This window comes from Prolixibacter sp. SD074, assembly GCF_009617895.1.
In the GTDB taxonomy this organism is placed as follows: Bacteria; Bacteroidota; Bacteroidia; order Bacteroidales; family Prolixibacteraceae; genus Prolixibacter.
Genome location: NZ_BLAW01000001.1, coordinates 2,474,753 through 2,499,323, shown reverse-complemented (window position 1 = coordinate 2,499,323; position 24,571 = coordinate 2,474,753). Strand labels below are relative to the sequence as shown.

Sequence of the window (24,571 nt, the reverse complement as noted above, 5' to 3'; positions counted from 1 at the left end):
TTATAAGCCATGGGGTTTTAGGAGCTTACGTTTTTAGGGTCACGTTTTTTTTGTCAAAATATGACGTAAGCCGCCTTTATTGAGCAGAATATCTTCCGGTTTTTATTGTATTTTGGGCTGCCAATAGGAAAATATTATAAGTAAGTAAATAGATAATTATGACTGAAGAAATTCGTAAATCGTTAAGGGAATCACCAAAAGCGAGATGGACGGCCATGGTAGTCGTTTCTCTTTCCATGTTTGGTGCATATTACTTTAACTATGCTTTGTCGCCTGTGAAGCCAATTTTGGAAAGTGCTTTGGGGTGGACAAGTTCTGATTTTGGTGTGTACACCTCTGCCTATGCCTGGTTCAATGTGTATTTTTTTATGTTGATTTTCAGCGGTATCATTCTCGACCGGTTGGGAATTAAGATTACAGGTTTAGGTGCAACCGTTTTAATGGTGCTGGGTACGGGTGTAAACTATTGGGCCATTACGGCACCTTTCCCTGTCGGCGCTCAGGTTACTCTTCCTTTAATTGGTAGTATCAAAACTGACGTATTTCTTTCATCCATCGGATTTGCCGTTTTTGGTGTAGGTAGCGAGGCGACCGGAATCACGGTTTCTAAAGCGATTGTGAAATGGTTCAAAGGGAAAGAGATGGCGCTGGCGATGGGATTGCAGATGTCAATTGCGCGTTTGGGAACGGCATTAGCTTTGGCCATTTCCCTGCCCTTGGCTATTCATTTTACTTACCGTGCTCCTGTTTTGTTTGCATTCATTCTGATGCTTGTCGGTGTAATCGCTTTTATTACATACGTCGTATTGGATATAAAACTCGATAAATCGGAAGCACACATTGAAGTGGAAGACGAGGAACCTTTCCGTTTGAGAGATATTGTGATGATCATCTCAAACAAAGCTTTCTGGTATATTGCCATTCTTTGTGTACTCTTTTATGGTGCGGTTTTCCCATTTTTGTTCTATGCTACTGACTTTATCATTAACAAATATCATGTATCACCATCGTTGGCCGGTTTAATTCCAAGCCTGCTGCCGTTCGGGACTATTTTCCTGACTCCTTTCTTTGGTGGCCTTTATGATAAAAAGGGGAAAGGGGCAACCATTATGATTATCGGCTCCATTATGCTGATTGTTGTTCACGGATTCCTGGCTATTCCGACCCTCGATAACTGGATATTTGCCGCCTTCATGATCGTTATCCTGGGTATTGCATTCTCTCTGGTACCTTCGGCTATGTGGCCTTCAGTACCGAAAATCATTCCCGAAAAACAGCTGGGTACTGCTTATGCCGTTATCTTCTACATTCAGAATATTGGCCTGATGGCTATTCCGCTTCTGCTCGGAATCGTGTTGAATTCAACCAATCCCAGCGTTTCACCGAATAAAACAGTTATTCGAAAAGCCGTTGAGATGAGTTACACCAAAGCGCTGCAGGAACAAAACATTACACTGGATGCAAAAGCGCTGAATATTGCGATTGAGAAAACAACCAGTGGTGTTGTCGATTCAATTGTTGAGTCAGTTTCCTACGTTCCTGCTCCGCAAAGTGAAATCAATCCGGAGAAAGTCGAAAATACAATTGTTGCCAACAACCTCAATAAACTTGGCAGTCCTGAATTAGGAGTAACCCAGGAGAAAGTACTGGATAAAATGGGCTCCACGTTCAAAAAGGCTACTTTTGAAGTTGTGACCAACGAGAAGCTGAATATCCGGTACAATTATCAATATGATATCCTCATGTTTACCCTGCTGGGGGTTCTGGCCTTGTTATTTGCCTTCTTGCTGAAAAGGGAAGATCGCATAAAAGGTTACGGACTCGAGAAACCAAATATCGAGAGTTAATACCTCAGCATATTAATAAATCCAAAGGGCTGACCGTTTTTCGGTTGGCCTTTTTTGGGTGTTCCCTTTCGGCAAAATCATGAGTTTTGACAGGCCCAACGTGAAACCGATTTGTTATTTTTAAGGATTAAAAAGAAACTTCCTATATTCATTCGCTGTTCAGGACAGTAGAAAATCTGTTTTAAACATTATAATAATCAAAAATTATGAGTAAAGAGATTACCAATCTGGAGCCCAAAGCACTCTGGGAACATTTTTACCAATTGACTCAAATACCAAGACCATCCAAAAAGGAGGCAAGAATTCAGGAGTTCATGATGAACTTCGGAAAGTCGCTCGGACTGGAAACAATCAAAGATGCAACCGGAAATATTATTATCCGGAAACCGGCTACACCCGGAATGGAAAACCGGAAAGGCGTTGTGCTGCAAGGTCACCTCGACATGGTGCCGCAGAAGAATAACGACACCAGGCACGATTTTGAGAACGATCCGATTGATGCTTACATCGATGGCGATTGGGTAACAGCTAAGGGTACTACGTTAGGAGCTGACAATGGAATTGGTGTGGCAGCAGCTATGACCGTTCTGGCTGATAAAACAATGCAACACGGCCCGATTGAAGCGCTCTTTACCTGCGATGAAGAGACTGGTATGACAGGTGCTTTCGGGTTGAAGGGCGATGTCCTGAAGGGGGATATTCTTTTGAATATGGATTCGGAAGATGAAGGTGAACTGTATGTGGGTTGCGCCGGTGGTGTTGACGCCAATATCAAGTTCGAGTTCGACCAGGTGGTTGTTCCGTCCGGCGTGAAAGCTTTTGATTTAGTTGTTTCCGGACTGAAGGGGGGCCACTCAGGAATGGATATCATTCTGGGTTTGGGAAATGCCAACAAGTTACTGGTTCGTTTCCTGAAACATGCGGTTACCGAACTGGATGTTCGTTTAGCCGAAATCAATGCCGGAGGGCTGCGCAATGCGATTCCCCGCGAAGGTTCGGTCAGGGTAGTTGTCCCTGAAGAAAATGTAGATGCGCTGAAAAAGGCAGTAGCCGAATATGAAGCTATTTATAAAACTGAGCTGAGCAGTCGTGAACCGAACCTGAGCTTTGTCGCAAAAGAGGCAGATATGCCGAAATCGCTGATTGACGAAGCTGTTCAGGACGGTTTGATTGACTCCGTGAACGCCTGCCCGAATGGAGTTATCCGCATGAGTGATGATGTACCCGGTTTGGTGGAGACATCAACGAACCTGGCTTCGATAAAATCGGAAAACGGAACAGTAAGCATTCAGTGCCTGCTGCGTAGTTCGGTTGATTCGGCCAAACAATATCTTTCCGAGCGCATCGACAGTGTGTTCTCGCTGGCAGGAGCAACGGTTGTATTTGCCGGTGGATACCCCGGATGGAAACCTAATATGGCTTCCCCGATTTTGAAGCAAATGCAGCAGATTTACAATGATAAGTTTGGTAAGGTGCCCGAAATTAAGGCGATCCATGCCGGGCTGGAGTGTGGCCTGTTGGGAGCCGTCTATCCTAACTGGGACATGATTTCGTTTGGTCCGACCATCCGTTCTCCTCACTCACCTGACGAAAAAGTATACATCGAATCAGTGAAAAAGTTCTGGGACTTCCTGGTGGAAACCTTGAAAAGTGTGGAAGAAAAATAGGAATTGATTCCTGATCTGACTAAAATAAAAGCTTTCCTCTTTTTGGGAAAGCTTTTTTAATATCGCAGGTTTTGAATATTTTCAGTATCGGGGCATGGTGTCAATGATTTCTCCTTCGTCAGTGAGATACCATCCCATTGCATGCGCTGTCAGGCAGGCGTGAACCGGGAAAATTTCGACCAAATCGCCAATTTTAAATTTATTAAACTCTTGTGGCGAAACCTTTAATATGCCATGTTCCTGCGAGAGGTTGTGCAGGTAATTCATTTCGTTTAGAAGAATACGTTTATTTCCGTCCCTTCTGACGATGCGTCCGTACAACTTTTTCCCATCAATGTTCATGATATAATCTTTCGAGAAATGCACGGAACCGCCATGGATGACTACTTCATTTCTTGATTGATTCTTGGAAACAACCGGGCAAACCATCCGAATGGCAATCTGATCATATTTGCAGGCGCTAAGCTGCTGTTGCATTAAATCGTAGAATACAAAGTTACCGGGCCGGATTTCGTCAACTCCCCGGAAATCATCGCTGATGCTGCAGGAAGGGGTATCGCCTATCGAGATTTCCAGGTCGGGGAATATCGGGGAAAATTTTGTCTTCAGCCGGTTTAGTTTCATCAGCTCATCGAAGTGGATATTGTAAATGGTATGACGGGCTTTCGTGTGGTACGTATGACCTGAGTGGGAGAGAAATCCTTTGAATTTCATATTCTCCTTATAAATCAACGCATATTCCAGCAAACTTTCGATTTGTCGTTCCCGGTCAGCTTCAATTCCGGTCCGCCCGTGACCCGTATCAATTTTCACATAAAACTCGACAGGCGATGTTAGCTTGCTATTCAAAATTTTTAGGATCTCGTGTGTTTCAACAACAAGATTCAGTTTAATCTTCGCTGCCAAAGCGTTGATGTTCCCCATCTCAAGCGGATTGACCGGAAAGGCAATGGTAATGTCATCCCATCCATTTTCGGCAAAATATTCGGCCATTTGCACGGACGATACCGTAATGGCAGTGACTCCATAATCGCGAAACCAAGAGCCCACCTTGGCTGACACATGGGTTTTAAAATGTGGCCTGAAACGGAGTTTATTAGCTTTGGCCTTGTTGGCCATGAGCTCAATGTTCGACAGACATTTCTGCTTATCAAGTACTAATGTCGGGCGAATGATTTCCATTAATTCGGTTTTATTTCGGTCTGACAGAGTTTGCTATTCACTTTCTTCATTAACTCACATCGTAAATTATATAAGTTTTTCGAAATTCCAACTTTATAGATGTGAGCTTTGATAAAACGTTTATGTTCGGAAGGTAATAAGGCTGAACGCGACATCAGGTAGTTGTGTATTTCGGTAAGCGATGGTTGTTTTTCGGTTGACTGGCCATCTTCGTAAACCAAATGCAACAGCTTTTCCTTTTTCAGATGGGACACCCTGGTATATTTTTCGGGATGATGCGGATGATAAATGTATTCAGCTTCATCAGGATTTTCATTTGCCAGAAGAATTCCATCCCGGTAGAAAAAGCCTTCTTCATCGTAATAGCGATAGACCTCTTTCTTTCCCGGAAGGGTAACTTTTTCAATATTCTCCGAAATTTTCATTCGGGGAGTCCCATTACATTCGGCCAGTTTGTATACCCCGTCGAGAGCTGCTTCGGGCTTGCCGGTAACCATTTCGGTACCAATGCCGAATGCGTCGATAGGAGCTTCCTGTTCGTCAAGACTTTTCACCACATGTTCGTTGAGCTGGTTGGAGGCAAATATTTTTACATAATCCAAACCGGCTGCATCCAACTGTTTACGGGCCCGTTTGCTGAAGTACGCCAGGTCGCCACTGTCGAGCCGAATGCCAATCATTTTTTGACCCTTCGGTTCCATTTCCTTTGCAATCTTTATGGCATTGGGAACGCCGCTTTTCAGGGTATCATATGTATCAACCAGCAGGATCGTGTTGTCGGGGTGGATTTCGGCAAATGTCCGGAATGCTTCCAGTTCATCGTCGAAACTCTGAATCCAGCTATGCGCAAGCGTTCCGGAAACGGGAATGTCAAATATTTTTGCAGCCAGCACATTTGAGGTGGCAGATGCGCCCCCAATAACAGCCGCCCTCGATGCATGAATTCCACCCAAACCATGTGCACGACGTAAGCCAAAATCGATAAAGGTTTTGGCTTTGCTTACCAGTTTTATCCGGAAAGCTTTGGTGGCCACCAATGATTGGAAATTGAGCAAATTCAACAGCATGGTCTCAATCAGCTGCGCCTCAATGATATTGCCTTCAATGCGAAGAATTGGTTCTCCCGGGAAAACAATCTCGCCTTCCCGCATGGATATGATTTTTCCGCGAAAGCGGAAGTGACGTAAATACTTGATAAAATCAGGATGAAGTCCTGTTTTTTCCAGGTATTCAATATCTGAATCGGAATAATTGAAATATTCCAACAATCGTAAAACTTCACCCAAGCCGGCAAACACCAGATAACCTCCATCGTAAGGGTTGGTCCGGAAGAAATAATCAAATGTAACTTGCTCGTCTTTTTTCCCGGATAGAAAATATCCCTGGGCCATGGTGAGTTCGTAAAAGTCTGTATATAATCCCAATTGGTCGTTCAAAGTTTGCATAATAGGTCACGAAGTATGATAATGGTTAAATATACTGATAAATTGACGAAACCAGCTATCTGCCTTGATTTTTTCGTATGATAGAGATGCAAAGGTTTCATACGTTTAAAATTTATAATTATGGTCCATAATTTAATCCTAAATTTGAGAACGTATGGAACCGCTTCGCTCTCACATGAACTTTTTTTAATCATTGCCTTTGGCGAACTTTTGATTAAAAAAGTTCATGTTCGTTTCATTAGGCAAATTTGCAGAAAGGTAATAATTATAATTTTACGATAAATGCGACTGAGTGTGCGTTGGGAATGGAATAACAAAATAAAAAATCCCGGTTTTTGGGAACCGGGATTTCTGCGTTTATCGGGTGTTAAGCATTTTCGCGGACAATGGTTGCAGCTCGGTTGGGGCCAACTGACACAATGTGAATGGGCACGCCCACTTGTTTCTCAATAAAACGAATGTAAGAGCTTAACGCTTTTGGAAATTCCCCCTCATGAGTAAAATGACTGATATTGGTGTGCCATCCGGGCAATTCGGTATAAACCGGTTCAACATGCTCGTCCAGCTCGTACGGGAATTCATCCGTCTCTTTTCCGTCAATACGGTAAGCGGTACAAATTTTAATGGTTTCGAATTCGTCCAGAACATCCGCTTTCATCATGATCAGTTCGGTTACACCGTTAATCATGATGGCATATTTTAACGCGACCAGGTCGAGCCAGCCACAGCGACGGGGACGGCCGGTTGTTGAACCGTATTCGTTTCCTTTGTCCCGAAGTTTCTGGCCTTCGTCGTTGAAAAGCTCTGTCGGAAAAGGCCCCATTCCAACGCGAGTGCAGTACGCTTTAAAAATTCCGAATACTTCACCAATCCTGTTGGGGGCGATTCCCAGTCCGGTACAAGCCCCGGCACAAACTGTATTTGAAGAGGTAACAAACGGATAAGAGCCAAAATCAATATCCAGCAGCGTTCCCTGGGCTCCTTCGGCAATTACCGTTTTACCGGCGGCCAGCAGATTGTTGATGTAGTTCTCGCTGTCAATCAGTTGAAACTGTTTCAAGGTTTCGATGCCAGCAAACCATTCTTTTTCGTATTCTGCGAGTTCCGCTTCGTAATCGTAGTGGTAGTAGTTCTTTAACTGATCGGCATGCTGTTTGACGCGATCGTTGTATTTCTGTTTGAAATTGCTGAGAATATCACCAACACGGAGCCCTTCGCGGCCAATTTTATCGCGGTAGGTTGGACCGATTCCTTTCAACGTGGAACCGATTTTTCCTTCTCCTTTGGCTGCCTCTGATGCCGCATCTAAGAGCCGATGGGTTGGCAGGATCAGATGCGCCTTTTTGGAAATGAATAAATTTTCGGTGATATCGAATCCTATTTTCTTAAGCGAGTCGATTTCTTTCTTAAAAATACAGGGGTCAATGACTACTCCATTACCGATGATGTTGATTTTGTCGCCACGAAAAATCCCGGATGGAATGGTGTGAAGTACGTGTTTGATGTCATTAAATTCAAGGGTATGACCTGCGTTGGGACCTCCCTGGAAACGAGTAATTACGTCGTAGCGGGGGGTGAGTACATCCACAACTTTTCCTTTACCTTCGTCACCCCATTGAAGGCCTAGAAGTACGTCTGCTTTCATCTGCAAAATGTTAAGTATTCAGGCTCTGATTAGCGGAACCGGTTTTGATTTAATTTGATATGTAATTAACTCAGAACCATTTGCTACTTAGACTGTAGCTGGCCGGTAGGCACATCGACGGCTGGAAAATTACAGCTAAAATTACAACTTTTTTCCGAGGGGACATAAAAAATCCCGCTCAATGGCGGGACCTGGTATTGATAATGAAACTATTTGCGTCAATAAAATCAATCGTTATCAGTGCGCTCACCATACAGGTAAAGCGAGTGGTGAGACAACTTGAAATTGTGCGTTTTGCAAGCTTCTTCAATTATTTCACGAATCCGCGGGTCGTAAAATTCCATTACTTCCCCTGTTTTAAGGTCAATCAGATGATCGTGCTGCGAGGATGCGAATGTTTTCTCGAATTGCGCAATGTTCTTTCCAAACTGATGCTTAACAACTAGTTTGCAATCGAGAAGTAATTCGATCGTATTATAGAGCGTAGCACGGCTCACCCGATAGTTTTTATTCTTCATCGAGATGTATAGTGACTCAATGTCGAAATGTCCTTCCCGGGAATAAATTTCATCCAGAATGGCAAACCTCTCAGGTGTTTTACGGTGACCTTTTTTTTCAAGGTACTCCGTAAAAATATTTTTTACTGTTTCTTTGGTTTTCTGTGGATTATTCATACTTAAACCAAGTTTAAATAGAGGGGTAAAAATATAAAATTTAATTCAAACAAGTATAAATTTTAGGAGCCTATTTTTAAAATTAAAGCTCTTTTCGTTCAACCGAGTCAATTCCCTTAATCTCTTTTAGCTTCGAAAGCAGGTTTTCCAGGTCTTCTGTATGATGGACGTAAAGATAGAGGTTCCCTTCGAAAACACCATCGTGTGTGTCAAAATTTATGGAACGCATATTGATCCCATATTCATTGGAAATCACATTGGTAATCTGGTTGACCATTCCCTGTCGGTCAAATCCCCTGATGTAAATATGGGAAAGATAGGAGAGCACTTTAAAACGGGTCCATTTAGCCTCAAGAATGTTGTCCCCCTGGCTCGACATGAGTTTGATAGCCTCCGGGCAGGTTTTTTTGTGGATTAAAATATTTCCGCTGTCGGCTATGTAGCCAACCACATCATCGCCAGGGATCGGATTGCAGTCGGTTGCTAGTATATAGTTATTCTGTTCCGGATCTTCCTCCAGAAGGAAGGGTTTCTTCTTGTCGATCACCGGACCGGTTGATTTTTTCTTAGACGAAAAGGTTAATTTCCAGAATTTGACAAACTTGTTTTCCGACTTTTTTTGCAGAATCTCTTCCAGTTTATCCAGTTTCAAAAGCCCCATCCCAATCTCGGCATATAGCTGTTCCTTGGTGTGTAAACCAAAGTGGTTAATGAGCTTTTTCAAGGTATTGGCCGATGGAAGCACGTTTAGTTTTCCCAGTTCGTCGCGTAAAATTCCCTGTCCGTTTTCGATGTGTTTTTTTTGCTCTTGTTTGAATGAATCCTTGATTTTGGATTTGGCGCGCGCAGTGACGGCAATTTCCAGCCACGACGGTTTGGGGTGCTGTTTGTCGGACGTGAGGATTTCTACCTGATCGCCACTGCTGAGCACATGGCTCATGGGTACCAATTGGTGATTTACCTTGGCCCCGATGCATTTGTTTCCCAGTTCGGTATGGATATCGTAAGCAAAATCGAGAACGGTTGTATCCTTGGGCATCATTTTCATATCGCCTTTCGGCGTGAAGATGATGATCTCCTGAGAATAAAGATTGAGTTTAAACTCATCGAGAAAATCGAGCGCATCCGATTCCGGATTTTGTAATAGTTCCCGAATTTTTTCCAGCCAGCGGTCAATTTCGCTTTCTGCAGTATTATCGCCTTTGTATTTGTAGTGGGCTGCAAAACCACGTTCGGCAATTTCGTCCATCCGTTCGGTCCGAATCTGCACTTCTACCCATTGCCCTTCCGGCCCCATCACGGTAACGTGTAGCGCTTCGTAACCATTTGCCTTGGGAATGGTAATCCAGTCACGAATTCGGTCGGGTTTTGGTTTGTAAATATCGGTAATGAGGGAGAGGATATCGAAACATTGTCGTTTTTCGGAAAGGCCGGGTTTGGGTTTAAATACGATGCGTATGGCGAGGAGGTCATAAATTTCGGAGAAGGAGACTTTCTTGGTTTGCATCTTATTCCAGATGGAATAGATGGATTTCGGCCGCCCGCTAATGGTGAAATCAAATTTCTCCTCGTATAGTTTCTTTTGGATGGGCTTGGCAAATACATGCACCAAATAATTGATGCGCTCTTCCTGGTTGTGCAGCTGCAGGTCAATCTGCTGGTAAGCTTCCGGATGTTTGTATCGAAGGCTCAGATCTTCCAGCTCTGTTTTGATGGAGTAAAGTCCCAAACGATGAGCCAGCGGGGCAAATACGTACAAGGTTTCACCGGCAATTTTCAGCTGTTTGTTCCGGGGCATCGAATCGAGGGTACGCATATTGTGCAACCGATCGGCCAGTTTGATTAGAATCACGCGTACGTCGTCTGACAATGTGAGCAGCATTTTCCGGAAATTGACCGCCTGTTTGGAATCGAAGGTTCCCGAAAGCTTGGTCAATCCATCTACCAGGTTGGCTACTTTCGTACCGAACATATTTTCGATGTCCTGAAGCGAGTAGTCGGTATCTTCTACGACGTCGTGCAGGATGGCGGCTGTTGCGGATTTGGCTCCAAGGCCAATTTCACTGGTTACTATTTTAGCTACCGCGATGGGATGGAGAATATAGGGCTCCCCCGACTTCCGGCGTACACCCATATGAGCCTTGTTCGCGAAGTTAAAGGCCTTAATAATAAGAGCCTTTGCCTCGTCGGTCATTGGACGGTTGAACGATTTTAACAAATCGTCGAAGAGATCCTGGATGTATCGTTTTTCGGCTTCGGTCTGTAAACCCATTCATTCGCTGTTTAAAAATTTTTATGGCCAGCTATTTCGAATTGGTAAAAATAAATTTTTACCGGTTAAATATTTCATTCCTGCAGATTATAATTTACTCTTCGCTTCGCGTGAAGCGAATATATGGATCAGAAATCCTGCAAATTTTTGCCAAAATGTAATTCCGGGTGATTGCCGAAAGGTTGTTTCTCGGTGAAACAGCGCGAAAGTTTGTTTTGTTTCAGGATCAATGTTGCGGGATGGTGAATTTTCATCTATTCGCCACTGTCCAGCCGGCGAAAGTCATTTTGCGCCTGCTCGTAGGTTTCCGGGATACCGATATCCAGAAAATACCCGTTGGCCGGAAAAGCTCCGCAGGAAATTTGTCCAGGCTGAATCTGTTTTTCCAGGAAGTCCTTTTCAAATGAAAATTTGTTCGGATAATTTCCTTTCAGCAGGATATCTTTTTCCATCAGGTAAACGCCGCCATTAATAAAGCCCTGCTCTACCTTTTGTTTTTCGTGGAATGCCCGAATTTTCCCACCACTGATTTCCACGCATCCGTACCGATCAAAATCGATCAATTCTTTCACTGCCAACGTTAAAGCAAAGTTGCCGTTCAGGTGAAAAGTTTCCAATTCAGACAGCGGTACTTTGAAAAACGTATCTCCGTTGAGAAGAAAGACCCGTTCTCCTTTCACGTGGTTCATTGCCAGTTTTATTCCGCCACCGGTTCCAAGCGGTTCGGGCTCGATGGCATATTTTAGTTCCATTCCGGCATAACGGTGTCCGAAATAGGCTTCAATCATTTTGTATTTGTATCCTACCGACAAAATGGCTCGCTCAACCCCCTGTAATGACAGTTCATTCAGAAGATAGGAGAGGAACGGTTTGCCGTTTATCGCGGCCATGGGTTTGGGCATATCGTAAACAACATCCTGAAGGCGGGTACCCAACCCGCCGGCTAATATAATGGCTTCAACGGTTTTCATTTCTTTGCCTGGTGTTACGGTTATACATTGATATAACGCATAACATACGAATTAATTACCTGGTTGACCAAACAGGTTATTTTCTACGATTTCGCAGAAAATATGTCCCATCAGTATGTGGGCTTCCTGAATGCGTGGCGTATCGGTTGAAGGAACATTGAGTAAGATATTAGCCAGCGCTTTCAGTTTTCCGCCGTTTTCGCCCGTCATCGCTATGGTGTGCATACTTTTGCTTTGCGCAGTTTCCATCGCCTTCACGATATTTTCCGAGTTCCCACTGGTGGAAATGCCTACCAGCACATCGCCTTTTCTCCCGCTTGCTTTAACGTATCGGGCATAGCTTGATGCAAAATCGTAATCATTGGCGACAGCTGTTAAAAACGACGTATTCACATGGCAGGCTTCTGCATCGAGTGGTTCGCGGTCGAGATAAAACCGGCCGGAGAGTTCGGCAGCCAGGTGTTGCGCATCGGCAGCGCTTCCGCCGTTTCCACAGAAAAGAACTTTTCCTCCTTCCCGGTAGGTACGGGTAATCAACGCAGCAGCCAGTTCTATTTTGGCAAGCAGCTGATCATTTTTCAGGATGCGCTGTTTTACTTCTAATGCTTCGGTTATGCGTTTTCGTATCATGATTTAAATTGCGTACTGTTTAACTGGTCCAGGTACTCAGGCCGTGTTTGGTAAAACCATACCGTTTTACCTGTCCACCAAATTTAAGCAGGCGCTCCACTACCTGGTAGCGTGTGTTTCCCGGACAATAAAAAAACATAAATCCACCACCACCGGCTCCCGAGATTTTTCCCCCGGTAGCTCCTGCCTTTAATGCAGTGGCGTAAATTTCGTCAATTTGCGGATTGGAAATCCCTTCCGCCATTTTTTTCTTGTTCTGCCATCCAAAATCGAGAATCTTACCCACCTGATCCAAATTGCTTTTCAATAACGCTTCCTTCATCAAAATGGCCTGTCGCTTAATGTTGTGCATGGCTTCGATGGAAGAGATATTGTTTTTGGTTACATTTTCCCGCTGCTGCTCGATGATGGTCGAAGATAAGCGACTTGTTTCGGTATAGTAAAGGACAAGATTGAAAGCCAGTTCGTCCAATACCCGCTGACTGATACGCAATGGATTGACAATGACCTTGTCTTCTTTGTAAAACTCCATAAAGTTTACCCCGCCAAAGGTTGCGGCATACTGGTCCTGCTTTCCTCCCGCCTGATTTAAGTCGACACGTTCGATGGCATAGGCCAGTTGGGCAATGTCGTATTCGCCAAGCGGAAGTTTTAACCATTCGGTGAAAGCCCCGAGAACGGCTGCTACCAATGTTGAAGAGGAGCCCAAACCTGAACCGGGAGGTGCATCCACGAAAGTGGTGAGGGTAAATGATAGTGGCTCTTTGCTGAAGTCGCGCACGACCCGGTTGTAAATGCCTTTCAGCAAATCGAGCCGGCCATCGATGCTCAATTGCTTTATAGAAGTTAAGGTGAGATATTCACCTTTATCGATAGCATTCAGAACAATCTTCCCGTCGTTCCGGGGTTCGATGGTGGCATAGGCGTACATGCTGATGGTGGCATTCAGGATGGCGCCGCCGTACAGGTCGGAGTAAGGCGAAACATCGGAGCCGCCACCGGCCAGCCCAATACGCAACGGGGCTTTACTTCGGATGATCATACGCTAAACGATTTGTTGATAAACTTCGCTGATGATTCCCACCATCCGCTTCCATGAATATTTTTTCTTCTCTTCTTTAACTTGTTCTTCAAATTCTGACTGACGGCTATTTTCATAAAAATCAACCAGCGCATCGGCAATGGCTTTCACATTTGGTTGCACCACGTAGCCCACTTTTTGGTCAGGAATAATTTCGGACAAACCCCCCACATCGGTTACCAGCATGGGCTTCTCGAAGTGGTAGCCGATTTGTGTCACGCCACTTTGCGTAGCCGACTTGTACGGTTGAACGATCATATCTGCCACGCTAAAATATTTTGCAACTTCACTGTCAGCGATGAAATCCGTATGAAGAATGAGATTTTCATTCAGTTGAAGTTTTTCAATAAGCTTTAGATAACTATCAGGGGGAGAGTAAAATTCTCCGGCAACCAGTAGTCTGACCGGGAATTTTCGTAGCCTTTCATCTGCAAAAGCTTCCAATAGCCAGTCGAGTCCTTTGTAATCACGAATAAAGCCAAAGAAAAGAAGGTATCGAAAATTAGGATCCAACTCCAGCGATTTGATGGCTTCTTCCCGCGAAAGCGGAGCTCCGAAATTATCGAAAAGCGGATGAGGGCAAAGGCCCCGGGGTTTGTTCCGGTCGAATTTTGCAATGTCGTTGAAAACACTCTTCGACATGGCCACAAATCCATCAACTGCCTTGGTGAAGAAATGCGTGAATGGTTTATCTCCCGGACGTGGTTCGTGCGGAATGATATTGTCGGCAATTGCAATTACCTTTGTTTTTTTGTTCTTCCGAACTCTCCGGCCAATGGTGCCAAAGCAGGGCGCCATAAAGGGCAGCCAGTACTTAAAAATAACAATGTCGGGAGCTTCTTTCCGGATGCGGTTGCCTACTTTTAACCAGTTGAGCGGATTAATGGAATTAACCGTGGCCTGGATATTGATATCTGCCGGTGCTTCCCAATCTGCATATTGAGTTTTCCCAGGGAAAAGAAAGTTGGGATACTGCAGGGTAAACGTTTCGATGCGAACCTCGTATCCAGCGGACTGAAATTCACGGGCAAGACGCTCGTTGTATGCGGCCAGTCCGCCTCTGAACGGCCATGCGGTTCCGATAATGACGACTTTTTTCTTCAACACATGAAAATTTACAAACAAAAGTACGATTTTCAGCATGATGCCAAAACAGAAATAAGATTCAACCGATAATTCCCGAGAATCATACCTAACGGGCTGAAGTTTATCTGAAGTTAACTGCATAAGAAATCACGTAACTTTTTCGGTCGGATGGTAGTTGTTAGCCGTGAACGATTATCTTTGTTTTCTTGTTGAAAAATGGAAAAATTCGGAAAATGAACGAACGACCACTGATATTACTCACTAATGATGATGGTGTTTATGCCAAAGGTTTAAAGGAGGTTACTGAAGTAATGCGCCTTTTCGGCGATATTGTTGTCGTGGCCCCCGACAGTCCTCGATCCGGAATGTCGCATGCCATTACGGTGGATCGGCCTTTGCGTGTGAATAAGCTTGAGGAAGAAGACGGTTTAACCATCTATTCATGTACCGGAACGCCGGTTGATTGCGTGAAACTGGCCTGTAACCAGTTGCTCGATCGTTTACCCGATTTTGTTATTTCCGGTATTAACCATGGCGCCAACAGCTCGGTTTCTATTCTTTATTCGGGAACGATGGGCGGCGCTATCGAAGGTTGCATTCATGGAATTCCATCTATCGGCTTTTCGCTAAATGACTACGATACAGATGCTGATTTTGGCCGCTCTAAAATGGCCGTTGCCCGCATCTTTCAGGTGGTGGTTGAGCATGGCCTGCCCGATGGCGTTTGCCTGAATGTGAACATCCCGAAAGGCGACGTGAAAGGCATTAATTTTTGCCGTCAAACGCGGGGTAAATGGGAAGAGGAGTTCGAACACAGAACCGATCCGCATGGACGAAGCTACTACTGGCTGACTGGTTATTTCAATAACGCTGAGGCGGAAGCTCGCGACACAGACGATTTTGCCCTGAAAAACGGATATGTTTCGGTGGTACCGGTTACTATCGATTTGACGGCTTATCAGGCCTTTCAGCATATGAAAACCTGGAAATTTTAATCATGGAAAATCAGGAACAACAAAAGCAGCCGAAGAAGCAGAATAACATTTGGTTGGGCACGCTGGCTGGCGCGCTGATGCCTTTAGTGTTTTTTATGCTTTACTATTTATTTCGGTTTGGCTATATGCCCTTTTCCACATTTATCCGCCATTTGTTGGTGGCGGATACGATTATTCATGTGTTGAGCCTGGCCGTTTTTCCCAACATGGGACTCTTCATGTTGTTTGTCCGGGGAAATCGTTTACGTTCGGGACGTGGCGTATTATTAGCAACCATTATATATGTGGTCGTAGCATTTATCGTCAAGCTGTTATAAACGATTTTATCGAATATTCATTCGGAATTTAATTCGATTGCCCTAACTATAAATTTTCCTACGCGTGAAGTATTTTTTCATTGCCGGTGAAGCATCGGGCGATTTACATGCCTCGCATCTGATGCGTGAACTGAAAAATGAGGATTCGCAAGCTGAATTCCGCTATTTCGGTGGCGATTTGATGGAAGCCGAAGGTGGCAGGTTGTTGAAACACTATAGTGAAATGGCTTACATGGGGTTCATCACGGTAGTGAGAAATCTGGATAAGGTTAAAGCAAACTTCCAGTTGGCTGAAAAAGAGTTGCTGGCCTGGAAACCCGATGTATTGATTTTAGTCGATTACCCGGGTTTTAATCTGCGTATGGCTAAATTTGCCAAAAAGCACAGTATTCGTACCTACTATTATATCTCTCCTAAAATATGGGCGTGGAAGACCAAACGTGTTAAGAAGGTGAAGAAGTTCATCGATGAGATGTTTACGATCTTTCCTTTCGAAACAGAGTTCTATGCCCAATATGACTATCCGGTCCGGTATGTGGGCAACCCCACGGTTGACGAACTGGCCGTGCGTCCCAACCAGGATGAGCCATTTGACGCTTTTGTTTCACGAAATCATCTTTCCGGGAAACCGTTAATAGCGTTGCTTGCCGGAAGCAGGAAACAGGAAATCAACAATATTCTCCCGGTGATGACGGATGCCGCTGCCCGTTTTCCTGAATACGAATTTGTGCTGGCCGGTGCGCCTTCGCAGACGGAGGAATTCTACCGTCAGGTTTTGAAGGGCAGAGATATACCGGTTGTCTTCAATCAAACCTACGAATTGCTGCAACAGTCAGCGGCGGCGTTAGTGACCTCTGGAACGGCGACCCTTGAGACAGCAATCTTGAATATTCCCCAGGTGGTTTGTTATAAAATGGAGATGGGGAAAATTGCCCGCTGGGGAAGGCCGTTTTTGCTGAAGATTCCTTATTTTTCGTTGGTCAACCTGATTGTGGGACAGGAAATTGTGACGGAGTTGTTCCAGGACCATTGTACCGTCGATACGGTAAGCACGGAATTGAAGCAAATTCTTGACAACAAACCTTACCGGGATAAAATGTTGGCTGGTTATGATGAAATGCGCCAACGTTTAGGAGAACCCGGATGTGCTGCGCGGGCTGCCAAACAGATAGTTGAGCTGTTGAAATAATTCATTCGAAAAATATTGCCATATATGTACAGTCTGTTCAGAAAGGAAATCAACCAGTTTTTCGGTTCGCTGATCGGTTACCTGGTGATTGCCGTTTTTCTGCTTTCCACTGGTTTATTTCTTTGGGCCTTCAATGGGAATTACAACATTCCGGATAGTGGTTATGCCACGTTGGATGGACTTTTTTCCATGGCTCCGTGGGTGTATTTGTTCCTGATTCCGGCGGTTACCATGCGGATGTTTGCCGATGAAAAGCGCACGGGGACCTTGCAGCTATTGCTCACCCGACCGCTTTCTTCATTTCAGTTAGTTGGGGCGAAGTATTTGGCAGCGTTGGTCGTCGTTGCTCTTTCGTTATTGCCTACCCTGCTCTATTTTTTCTCGGTATACCAATTAGGAAATCCTGTAGGAAGCATCGATACCGGTGCCACCTGGGGAAGTTACCTGGGGCTTTTCTTTTTGGCGGCTATTTATCTTTCCATCGGGCTTTTTGCCTCCTCTCTGACAGATAACCAGATTGTGGCTTTTATCCTGTCGTTGTTTTTGTCATTTTTCTGGTACACCGGATTTGATTTTGTGGCAGGTTTGCCCATCCCTTCCGGGGTTGCCGAAACCCTTTCGTCGTTGGGGATTAATCGACATTACGAGTCGGTGAGCCGTGGTGTCCTCGATTCCCGCGATTTGTATTATTTCCTGGTGATGGTTGGCTTGTTTTTATTGCTAACGCAGATTTCGCTCTTTTGGAAGCGTTATTCGAAAAAGCAAGCCATTTCCCGTTTGGGAATTTACGTTGTGGCGGCCACATTTGCAGCCATACTGATGACGAATCATTTTTTCCGTATTGACTTTACTGCGGAGAAGCGTTTCACCCTGGCTGAGCAGACCCGTGAAATCATGGAAGAGGTTGACCAACCAGCTATTGTGAATGTTTATCTAAAGGGAGATATGTTGCCGGCAGGGTTTCGGAAGCTCGCTGGGGCCGTGAAGGAAAAATTGCTCGATATGAAGGTGTATGCCGGGGTTCCGGTCCACGTTCAGTTCATCGATCCTTACCAGGATGTGAAACCTTCGCAACGCAAAGGATATTTTGATTCATTGATTGATGAAGGTCTGAAACCGACAGACTTGCGCATTAAAACCGATCAGGGAACTTCTACCCGGCTTATTTTTCCATCGGCAGTTATCCGGCTTCATGGGCGTGAAGTGGTGGTAAATTTTCTGCAGAATGATCCTTCGTTGCCGGCTGAGGAAAACCTGAATCGCTCAACTGAACTACTGGAGTACCAATTTGCCCGTGCTTTCCGCGTGCTGATGCAGCACAAAAAGCAAAAAGTGGCTTTCCTGACCGGCCATCATGAACTGAGTAAATGGCAGGTAAAGGATTTCTCCAATGCATTGAGTGAGAATTACGATGTCGTCCGAATCACACCCGATGACTTGCTGGCGGCACCGGATAGTTTCCGTGCAGTGATTGTTGCCGGCCCGGGAAAAGCTTTCCCTGAAAGGGACAAATTTGTTCTCGATCAATACGCCATGAAAGGTGGCCGGTTGATGTGGCTTATCGATCCGGTGCAGGTAAGCATGGATAGTCTATCCGAGGGCATGATGACGCTGGCGTTTTCACGAAACCTGAATTTGCAGGATCAATTGTTTCATTACGGTGTTCGGCTCAATCACGATTTGATGCAGGATGTGCAGTGCCGGATGATTCCGGTGAATACCGCTTTGACCGGACAACCTCCCAAATTTACACCGGCGCCCTGGTATTTCTCGCCACTGCTGATGCCATCTCAGAATTCACCGGTAGGGAAAAACCTGAATCGTTTGATAGCGGATTTTGTCAGCTCACTCGAACTGGTTAGTGAAAACCAGGATGTGAAAAAGACAGTGCTGCTGACTTCTTCGGCGTATGCCCGAACAACGGAAACACCTATGGAAGTGAGCCTGGATATGATTAATCAACCGCCGGCCCGTGAACTTTTCACGCAGCATTACATCCCGGTAGGTGTTTTGGTCGAAGGAAAGTTTTCATCCGTATTCAAAAACCGGATGTTAAGCGAATTGCATTTGCCGGCCGGACTGAAACCTCGATATGAAAGTCCGCAGACGAAGATGATGGTTTTTTCGGATGGACATCTGATTGCGAATAAGGTGCATGAAACGCCAAAGGGTGTTCAGATTTTACCATTGGGATACGATCGTTATGCGAAACAAACTTTTGGAAATAAAGCTTTTTTTGTGAATGCGGTACAGTATTTATGCGACGATTCGGGACTGATGGAATTACGTACCCGAACGGTAAAACTGCGCCTGTTGGACAAGGTGAAACTACGCGAAGAAAAATTGAAATGGCAATTACTGAACCTCCTTGTGCCGGTGCTGTTTATCTTATTGTTTGGTGTTGTTTTCAACTTTATCAGACGAAAACGTTATGCACATTAAGTTAATAAATTGAAAGAAAAACGTATATTGCGAGGTAGGCAAAGCAGGCGAATGTTTGTATCTTCGTAATGTATGAGTTTTGTCTGGATCGACTGCCGCAAATGAAAGGTAAGTAATTGAGAATCGTTTAAAAACTAAGAATAAATACCCATGAGATTTGTCGTTTCGAGTACCGAATTACTGAGGCATCTTAATGCAATCAGCAGGGTCATCAGCAATAAAAATACCTTGCCTATCCTCGATAATTTCCTGTTTCAACTCGCGGGCAATACCCTAACGGTTACTGCTTCCGATTTGGAAACAACGCTTATTACCACACTTTCGCTGGGAAATACTGAGGGAGATGGAAATATTGCCATCCAGGCTAAGATTTTAATTGATACCCTGAAAGAGTTTCCCGAACAGCCACTGACTTTTAATATTAACATGGATACCATGGCGGTGGAGATTCTTTCCGAAAACGGTAAATTCTCGATTGTCGGGCAAAACGGTACCGATTTTCCGCAGTTGCCGGAGCTTGGAGATGGGGCAACCAGCCTAAACATGCCGCATGATGTGCTGTTGAGTGGAATTAATAAGGCCCTGTTTGCTACTGCAGACGATGAGTTGCGTCCGGTGATGAATGGTATTTACATTGAGTTATCGGAAGATGATTTGACATTTGTAGCATCCGATGCACACAAACTGGTTCGTTACAAACGGAGCGATGCCCGGGCCGATGTTCAGTCATCCTTCATTCTCCCTAAGAAACCGGCTTCATTGTTAAAGAATTTGCTGCCACGCGAAGATTTTGATGTAACGCTCGCGTTTGATGATAAGAATGCATTTTTCAGCCTGACTGGGTTCAAAGTAGTTTGCCGTCTGGTGGAAGGAAATTATCCGGCCTACAATTCAGTTATCCCGGTGAATAATCCGAACAAACTGACGGTTGACCGGGTAGAGTTTTACAATACACTGAAGCGTGTATCGGTTTTCTCGAACCAGGCAAGTAACCTGGTGAAACTGGCCCTCACGCCTACTGAGATGGTTGTGTCGGCACAAGACGTTGATTTTGCAATTTCTGCTGTTGAGCGAATCAAATGCCAGTACGAAGGCCAGGAAATGGAAATTGGTTTTAAGTCGACTTTCCTTCTTGAAATTCTTTCCAATTTGTCTTCTACAGAAGTTCAGGTTGAACTTTCTGACCCGACAAGAGCCGGAATTTTACTGCCTGCAGAGAAAGAAATCGAAGAAGAAGATGTGCTTATGCTTCTGATGCCGATGATGATCAATGCGTAAACGGGATTTTTGTTGAAATAATCATAGATAAACCTGGCAGAATCCGCTTCTGTTAGGTTTTTTGTTACACGTAGTTTTATGGAACTGAATTTGAAAAATCCGCTGGTATTTCTCGACCTGGAGACCACTGGTATCAATATTGTCACCGACCGGATTGTCGAAATTGCCTTGCTTAAAATACTTCCCGACGGGAAACAGGCGGAGAAATTGATGTTGATTAATCCGGAAATGCCTATTCCGGCCCAGTCATCCGCGATTCACGGAATCAAAGATGAAGATGTGAAAGATGCACCGACGTTTAAGGAAGTGGCCAAGATCCTGGCAAAATTTGTAGAAGGCTGCGACCTGGCCGGATTCAATTCTAACCGTTTTGACATTCCGCTGCTTTCGGAAGAGTTTCTTCGGGCAGAAGTGGATATTGATTTAAAAAAACGGAAATTCATTGATGTTCAGACTATCTTCCATAAAATGGAAAAACGTACGCTGGGTGCAGCATATGAGTTTTATTGCAACAAGGAGCTGGAAAATGCGCACAGTGCTATGGTTGATACCGTTGCTACATACGAAGTGTTGAAATCACAACTTGACCATTATTCGGCGGCAGAAGCAGAAGCCAGGGGCAAGAAGTTTAGTCCGCTGGTAAATGATGTGGATAAATTGTCGGAGTTTTCGTCGTTCGATAGGAATGTAGATTTTGCCGGACGCATTGTGTATAATAGTGATGGCGTTGAGGTTTTCAATTTCGGAAAACACAAAGGGAAACCCGTCGAACAGGTGCTGAGGGAAGAACCCGGTTATTATGGATGGATGTTGAACGGAGAGTTTCCGTTGTATACGAAGAAAGTGTTGACAGCTATTCGGTTGCGGGCGTTTAGTAACAATGGCTGATTCAGATAATTTTAGCTAAATCGACAAAACATATGAAAATCATTTGCATCGGGCGGAATTACTCGGAACACACTAAGGAACTGAAGAATGAAGTTCCTACCGAACCGGTCTACTTCATGAAGCCGGACTCGGCACTTTTGTTGAGGAACCGTCCTTTTTACATTCCTGATTTTTCCAATGAAATACACCACGAAGTGGAACTTGTGGTAAAAATAGGGCGTTTGGGGAAGAACATCCAGGGAAAATTTGCCCACCGGTATTACGATGAAATTGGATTGGGTGTAGATTTTACGGCTCGTGATATTCAGCGTGAATGCAAGGCGAAAGGTTTGCCATGGGAAAAGGCAAAAGGATTTGATTCATCGGCGGTGCTAAGCAATGAATTTTTACCCAAATCGGAATTAGGGGATGTGAATAACATTGCATTTTCGATGAAGAAGAACGGCGAAGTGGTCCAGGATGGAAATTCATCGGACATGCTTTTCAGTATCGATACGGTTATCGCTTATGTTTCCCGGTTTATGACGCTGAAAATGGGTGACCTGATTTATACCGGAACACCTGCTGGCGTTGGGGCGGTGGCCATTGGTGATCGATTGGAAGGTTTTATCGGTGACAAGCAGATGTTCGATTTCCAGATAAAATAACTGCTTTGGCAGTACAAAAAGAGCCGGAATTCAAGTTGATTCCGGCTTTTTATGGTTAGCGGAAGAGCAGGCCAACCCGTAACGATAACCTGTTGATATCCCTTTCTTTCTTGTAATAATTGGTGTCGCCTTTTTCTCCCTGTTGGTAGGTCAGTCGTTGAAAGCGATAGCCACAACTGAAAATCCAGCCCACGTCATTGTTCATCATGCGCATGATGGAAAACTCAGGATTCAAACTGGTTCCCCCTTTTGTTTCCAGCTTCAGTCCACCGTAGTAAGAATTATTATAATAAAAGTCGGAATAATAAGTGTTGACAGCTTTTTCACGCGCCAGCGGTATACTCCAACCTCCTTTTACGCTAAGGATGGGGGTAAACTGTCCGGTTGAGAAAAAGAAGCTGGCTGTTGCATGCAGGGGCATAACACCGTCGTCGAAGAAATCGATTCCTGTCTCAAATCCCGGGGCAAACCATGCATTCAAACGGTATCCCTGTAAAATACTAAAGCTAAAGGGAGCATCGTTTTTTTCACTTCGGTTTCCCAGCAAGATTCCAGCCTGTACCGTTCCAAAGTATCCTTTCTGATAACTGGATATCTCCGGACGGCTGACTGCTGCTATCCCGATGTGTGGACCCTGTTTGTTGGTTAATAGCACGCTGCCACCGGGGAGCCATGATTTCCCGTCTCTTGAAATCAGATAAAATTTATTCTCTCCGTCGACGATCCGTAATACGCGACCTTTTCTTACCCTCATAACCCTTCCGTTCAGAGTGTCGAGCGTGATTCCTTCGGAAATGATTTTTACATTTTGCGCTGACAGGTGAGAGATAAAAACGCAAGTGAATACTAAGAGGCAAATTCTTTTCATTGTTAGTTCGGGTTTTAGTTCATTTGATAGACGAAGCCGATCCATATGAAGGTTGCGTATCATTTTTTGACGCAACCGAAAATTTGTTTTCTGCATCTTTCAAACGAACTAAAACCTGACCGCTATGAGAAAACTATTATTTCCTTTACTCATCCTGTTAAGTTTGATTTCAGGTAGTTGTAAGGATAAGTTCGCTGTAGAATACACCGCATTGGAGCCGGTATATATGTCTTATGAAGATCTGCGTTCGGCAATTGTCAACGAGGGTCCTGTTCGGCTGAAACACCCCGGGAAAATTTATTTTAAGGATAACTACATTTTTGTGAATGAATACATGGAGGGAATTCATGTTTTTGATAACAGTGATCCCGCTAATCCGGAAGAAATTACTTTTATTGACATTCCCGGAAACATCGATATGGCCGTTCGGAATCAGACATTATTTGCCGATAGTTATATTGACCTGGTGGCTATCGATATTTCTGATCTGCAAAATGTGAAAGAAGTTAGCCGGCTTGAAGCTGTTTTCCCTTATACGGTGCCTTCTTATGAGGTCGGGGCGAGATTAGGTGCAATTGATCAAACCAAAGGAGTGGTGATCGATTGGAAGAAGAAAACCATCCATGAAGAGATTCCGGAAACCTCAAACTATTATCCGGTCCACCCATCATGGAATGATCTTTCTAATGGCGATTATGCGACTACTTCTGGTGGTGGAATATCAGGTGGGGAAGCTACGGGAGCGGCTACATTCGGCGTGGCAGGCTCACTCGCTCGTTTTGGACTGTATAATAATTATCTGTTTGCACTTTCCAATTATTCATTGAAACGATTTGATGTGTCAGATGATACAGCTATAGAAGATCTGGGCTCTTACTCAATTCCTGATCCGGAAACCGTTAGTATATACAATAATTTACTTTTTATTGGAGGAAACAGCAGTGTATCCATTTATCAGATAGGCGAAACAGGTGACCTGGAAGCGAAGGGGTTATTTGAGCATATCTCCAGCTGCGATCCGGTGGTTATCCAGGGAGATTATGCTTTTTATACGCTACGTGGAGGAACCCGATGCGGGAGTACAGTGAACGAACTCGATGTGTTGGATATTTCAGATATTACTCAGCCTGTAAGAATATCAATTGTCCCTATGACTGAACCTTACGGTTTGGGGATTGATGATGATATGTTGTTTATATGCGATGGTTCGGACGGTTTGAAAATTTATGATGCAGCTGATAAAAAACATATTGCTTTACACCAATTAGGACACTTCAAAGATATTCAGGCACGGGATGCTATTCCAGTGAACGGGTATCTGTTTGTGACAGGAGAAGATGGCTTTAGTCAGTATGACTATAGTGATCCGGCGCATATTGAGCGCGTCAGTTTTATTCCGGTTCAAACAGAATAAGAATATTTTAGCTGAAATATGAAAAGCGCAATC

At 44.4% G+C, this 24,571-nt stretch carries 20 protein-coding genes; 10 read left to right on the top strand and 10 right to left on the bottom strand.

Translation table 11 applies throughout. The features are described from left to right. Positions 1-158 precede the first annotated feature (158 nt). The gene (locus GJU82_RS10780; RefSeq protein WP_228488667.1) at positions 159-1,847 is read left to right on the top strand and encodes an MFS transporter; all 1,689 of its coding nucleotides are present in this window, start codon (positions 159-161) and stop codon (positions 1,845-1,847) included. Between the two features lie 206 nt (positions 1,848-2,053). Next, positions 2,054-3,514, top strand: coding sequence for an aminoacyl-histidine dipeptidase (locus GJU82_RS10775; RefSeq protein ID WP_153632147.1), 1,461 nt, complete (start codon positions 2,054-2,056; stop codon positions 3,512-3,514). An 81-nt stretch (positions 3,515-3,595) separates the two neighbouring features. Here GJU82_RS10775 and GJU82_RS10770 read toward each other — a convergent pair whose 3' ends face one another. The 9 genes from GJU82_RS10770 to GJU82_RS10730 form a co-directional block, all read right to left on the bottom strand. Further along, on the bottom strand, positions 3,596-4,696 hold the full coding sequence (locus GJU82_RS10770; protein WP_153632146.1) for an alanine racemase: 1,101 nt from the start codon (positions 4,694-4,696) through the stop codon (positions 3,596-3,598). Beyond that, on the bottom strand, positions 4,696-6,141 hold the full coding sequence (locus tag GJU82_RS10765) for a nicotinate phosphoribosyltransferase (RefSeq protein ID WP_153632145.1): 1,446 nt from the start codon (positions 6,139-6,141) through the stop codon (positions 4,696-4,698). The genes GJU82_RS10770 and GJU82_RS10765 overlap by 1 nt, the downstream gene beginning before the upstream one ends. A gap of 367 nt (positions 6,142-6,508) precedes the next feature. Continuing rightward, positions 6,509-7,786 carry an adenylosuccinate synthase gene (locus GJU82_RS10760; protein WP_153632144.1) on the bottom strand — a complete coding sequence of 426 codons (1,278 nt, stop codon included), beginning with the start codon at positions 7,784-7,786 and terminating at the stop codon, positions 6,509-6,511. Between the two features lie 227 nt (positions 7,787-8,013). Then, positions 8,014-8,460, bottom strand: a complete 447-nt coding sequence (locus tag GJU82_RS10755) for a Fur family transcriptional regulator (protein WP_025864342.1) — start codon at positions 8,458-8,460, stop codon at positions 8,014-8,016. An 82-nt stretch (positions 8,461-8,542) separates the two neighbouring features. After that, positions 8,543-10,732 (bottom strand): bifunctional (p)ppGpp synthetase/guanosine-3',5'-bis(diphosphate) 3'-pyrophosphohydrolase, encoded by a 2,190-nt coding sequence (locus tag GJU82_RS10750; protein ID WP_153632143.1) that lies wholly within the window; start codon positions 10,730-10,732, stop codon positions 8,543-8,545. 254 nt (positions 10,733-10,986) lie between these two features. Further along, complete coding sequence (locus tag GJU82_RS10745) at positions 10,987-11,703, bottom strand: nucleotidyltransferase family protein (protein ID WP_153632142.1); 717 nt, start codon at positions 11,701-11,703, stop codon at positions 10,987-10,989. A gap of 51 nt (positions 11,704-11,754) precedes the next feature. Further along, the gene (locus GJU82_RS10740) at positions 11,755-12,333 is read right to left on the bottom strand and encodes an SIS domain-containing protein (protein ID WP_153632141.1); all 579 of its coding nucleotides are present in this window, start codon (positions 12,331-12,333) and stop codon (positions 11,755-11,757) included. Between the two features lie 19 nt (positions 12,334-12,352). Beyond that, a complete protein-coding gene (locus GJU82_RS10735; protein ID WP_153632140.1) occupies positions 12,353-13,375 on the bottom strand; it encodes a dehydrogenase in 1,023 nt (340 codons plus the stop codon). A gap of 3 nt (positions 13,376-13,378) precedes the next feature. Next, the gene (locus GJU82_RS10730; protein WP_228488666.1) at positions 13,379-14,518 is read right to left on the bottom strand and encodes a glycosyltransferase; all 1,140 of its coding nucleotides are present in this window, start codon (positions 14,516-14,518) and stop codon (positions 13,379-13,381) included. A 215-nt stretch (positions 14,519-14,733) separates the two neighbouring features. On the opposite strand from GJU82_RS10730, the gene surE reads away from it, so the two are divergent. The 7 genes from surE to GJU82_RS10695 all read left to right on the top strand — a co-directional run bounded on the left by surE (position 14,734) and on the right by GJU82_RS10695 (position 22,256). After that, entirely contained in the window at positions 14,734-15,495 is a 762-nt protein-coding gene (surE, locus tag GJU82_RS10725) for a 5'/3'-nucleotidase SurE (RefSeq protein WP_025864348.1), read from the top strand. Positions 15,496-15,497: 2 nt separating this feature from the next. Next, a complete protein-coding gene (locus tag GJU82_RS10720) occupies positions 15,498-15,812 on the top strand; it encodes a hypothetical protein (protein ID WP_153632138.1) in 315 nt (104 codons plus the stop codon). Between the two features lie 64 nt (positions 15,813-15,876). Continuing rightward, positions 15,877-17,001 (top strand): lipid-A-disaccharide synthase, encoded by a 1,125-nt coding sequence (gene lpxB, locus GJU82_RS10715; RefSeq protein WP_153632137.1) that lies wholly within the window; start codon positions 15,877-15,879, stop codon positions 16,999-17,001. A gap of 24 nt (positions 17,002-17,025) precedes the next feature. Beyond that, positions 17,026-19,443: a gliding motility-associated ABC transporter substrate-binding protein GldG gene (gldG, locus tag GJU82_RS10710; RefSeq protein ID WP_153632136.1), complete on the top strand. Its 2,418-nt coding sequence runs from the start codon at positions 17,026-17,028 to the stop codon at positions 19,441-19,443. Between the two features lie 150 nt (positions 19,444-19,593). After that, positions 19,594-20,721, top strand: a complete 1,128-nt coding sequence (gene dnaN, locus GJU82_RS10705; protein ID WP_153632135.1) for a DNA polymerase III subunit beta — start codon at positions 19,594-19,596, stop codon at positions 20,719-20,721. Positions 20,722-20,799: 78 nt separating this feature from the next. Then, a complete protein-coding gene (locus GJU82_RS10700; protein WP_153632134.1) occupies positions 20,800-21,609 on the top strand; it encodes a 3'-5' exonuclease in 810 nt (269 codons plus the stop codon). Between the two features lie 32 nt (positions 21,610-21,641). Further along, entirely contained in the window at positions 21,642-22,256 is a 615-nt protein-coding gene (locus tag GJU82_RS10695; RefSeq protein WP_153632133.1) for a fumarylacetoacetate hydrolase family protein, read from the top strand. Between the two features lie 55 nt (positions 22,257-22,311). Here GJU82_RS10695 and GJU82_RS10690 read toward each other — a convergent pair whose 3' ends face one another. Continuing rightward, positions 22,312-23,010, bottom strand: a complete 699-nt coding sequence (locus GJU82_RS10690; protein WP_153632132.1) for a hypothetical protein — start codon at positions 23,008-23,010, stop codon at positions 22,312-22,314. Between the two features lie 238 nt (positions 23,011-23,248). Between GJU82_RS10690 and GJU82_RS10685 the strand changes: the two genes are divergently transcribed. Continuing rightward, a complete protein-coding gene (locus GJU82_RS10685) occupies positions 23,249-24,538 on the top strand; it encodes an LVIVD repeat-containing protein (protein ID WP_153632131.1) in 1,290 nt (429 codons plus the stop codon). The last annotated feature ends 33 nt before the right edge of the window (positions 24,539-24,571 follow it).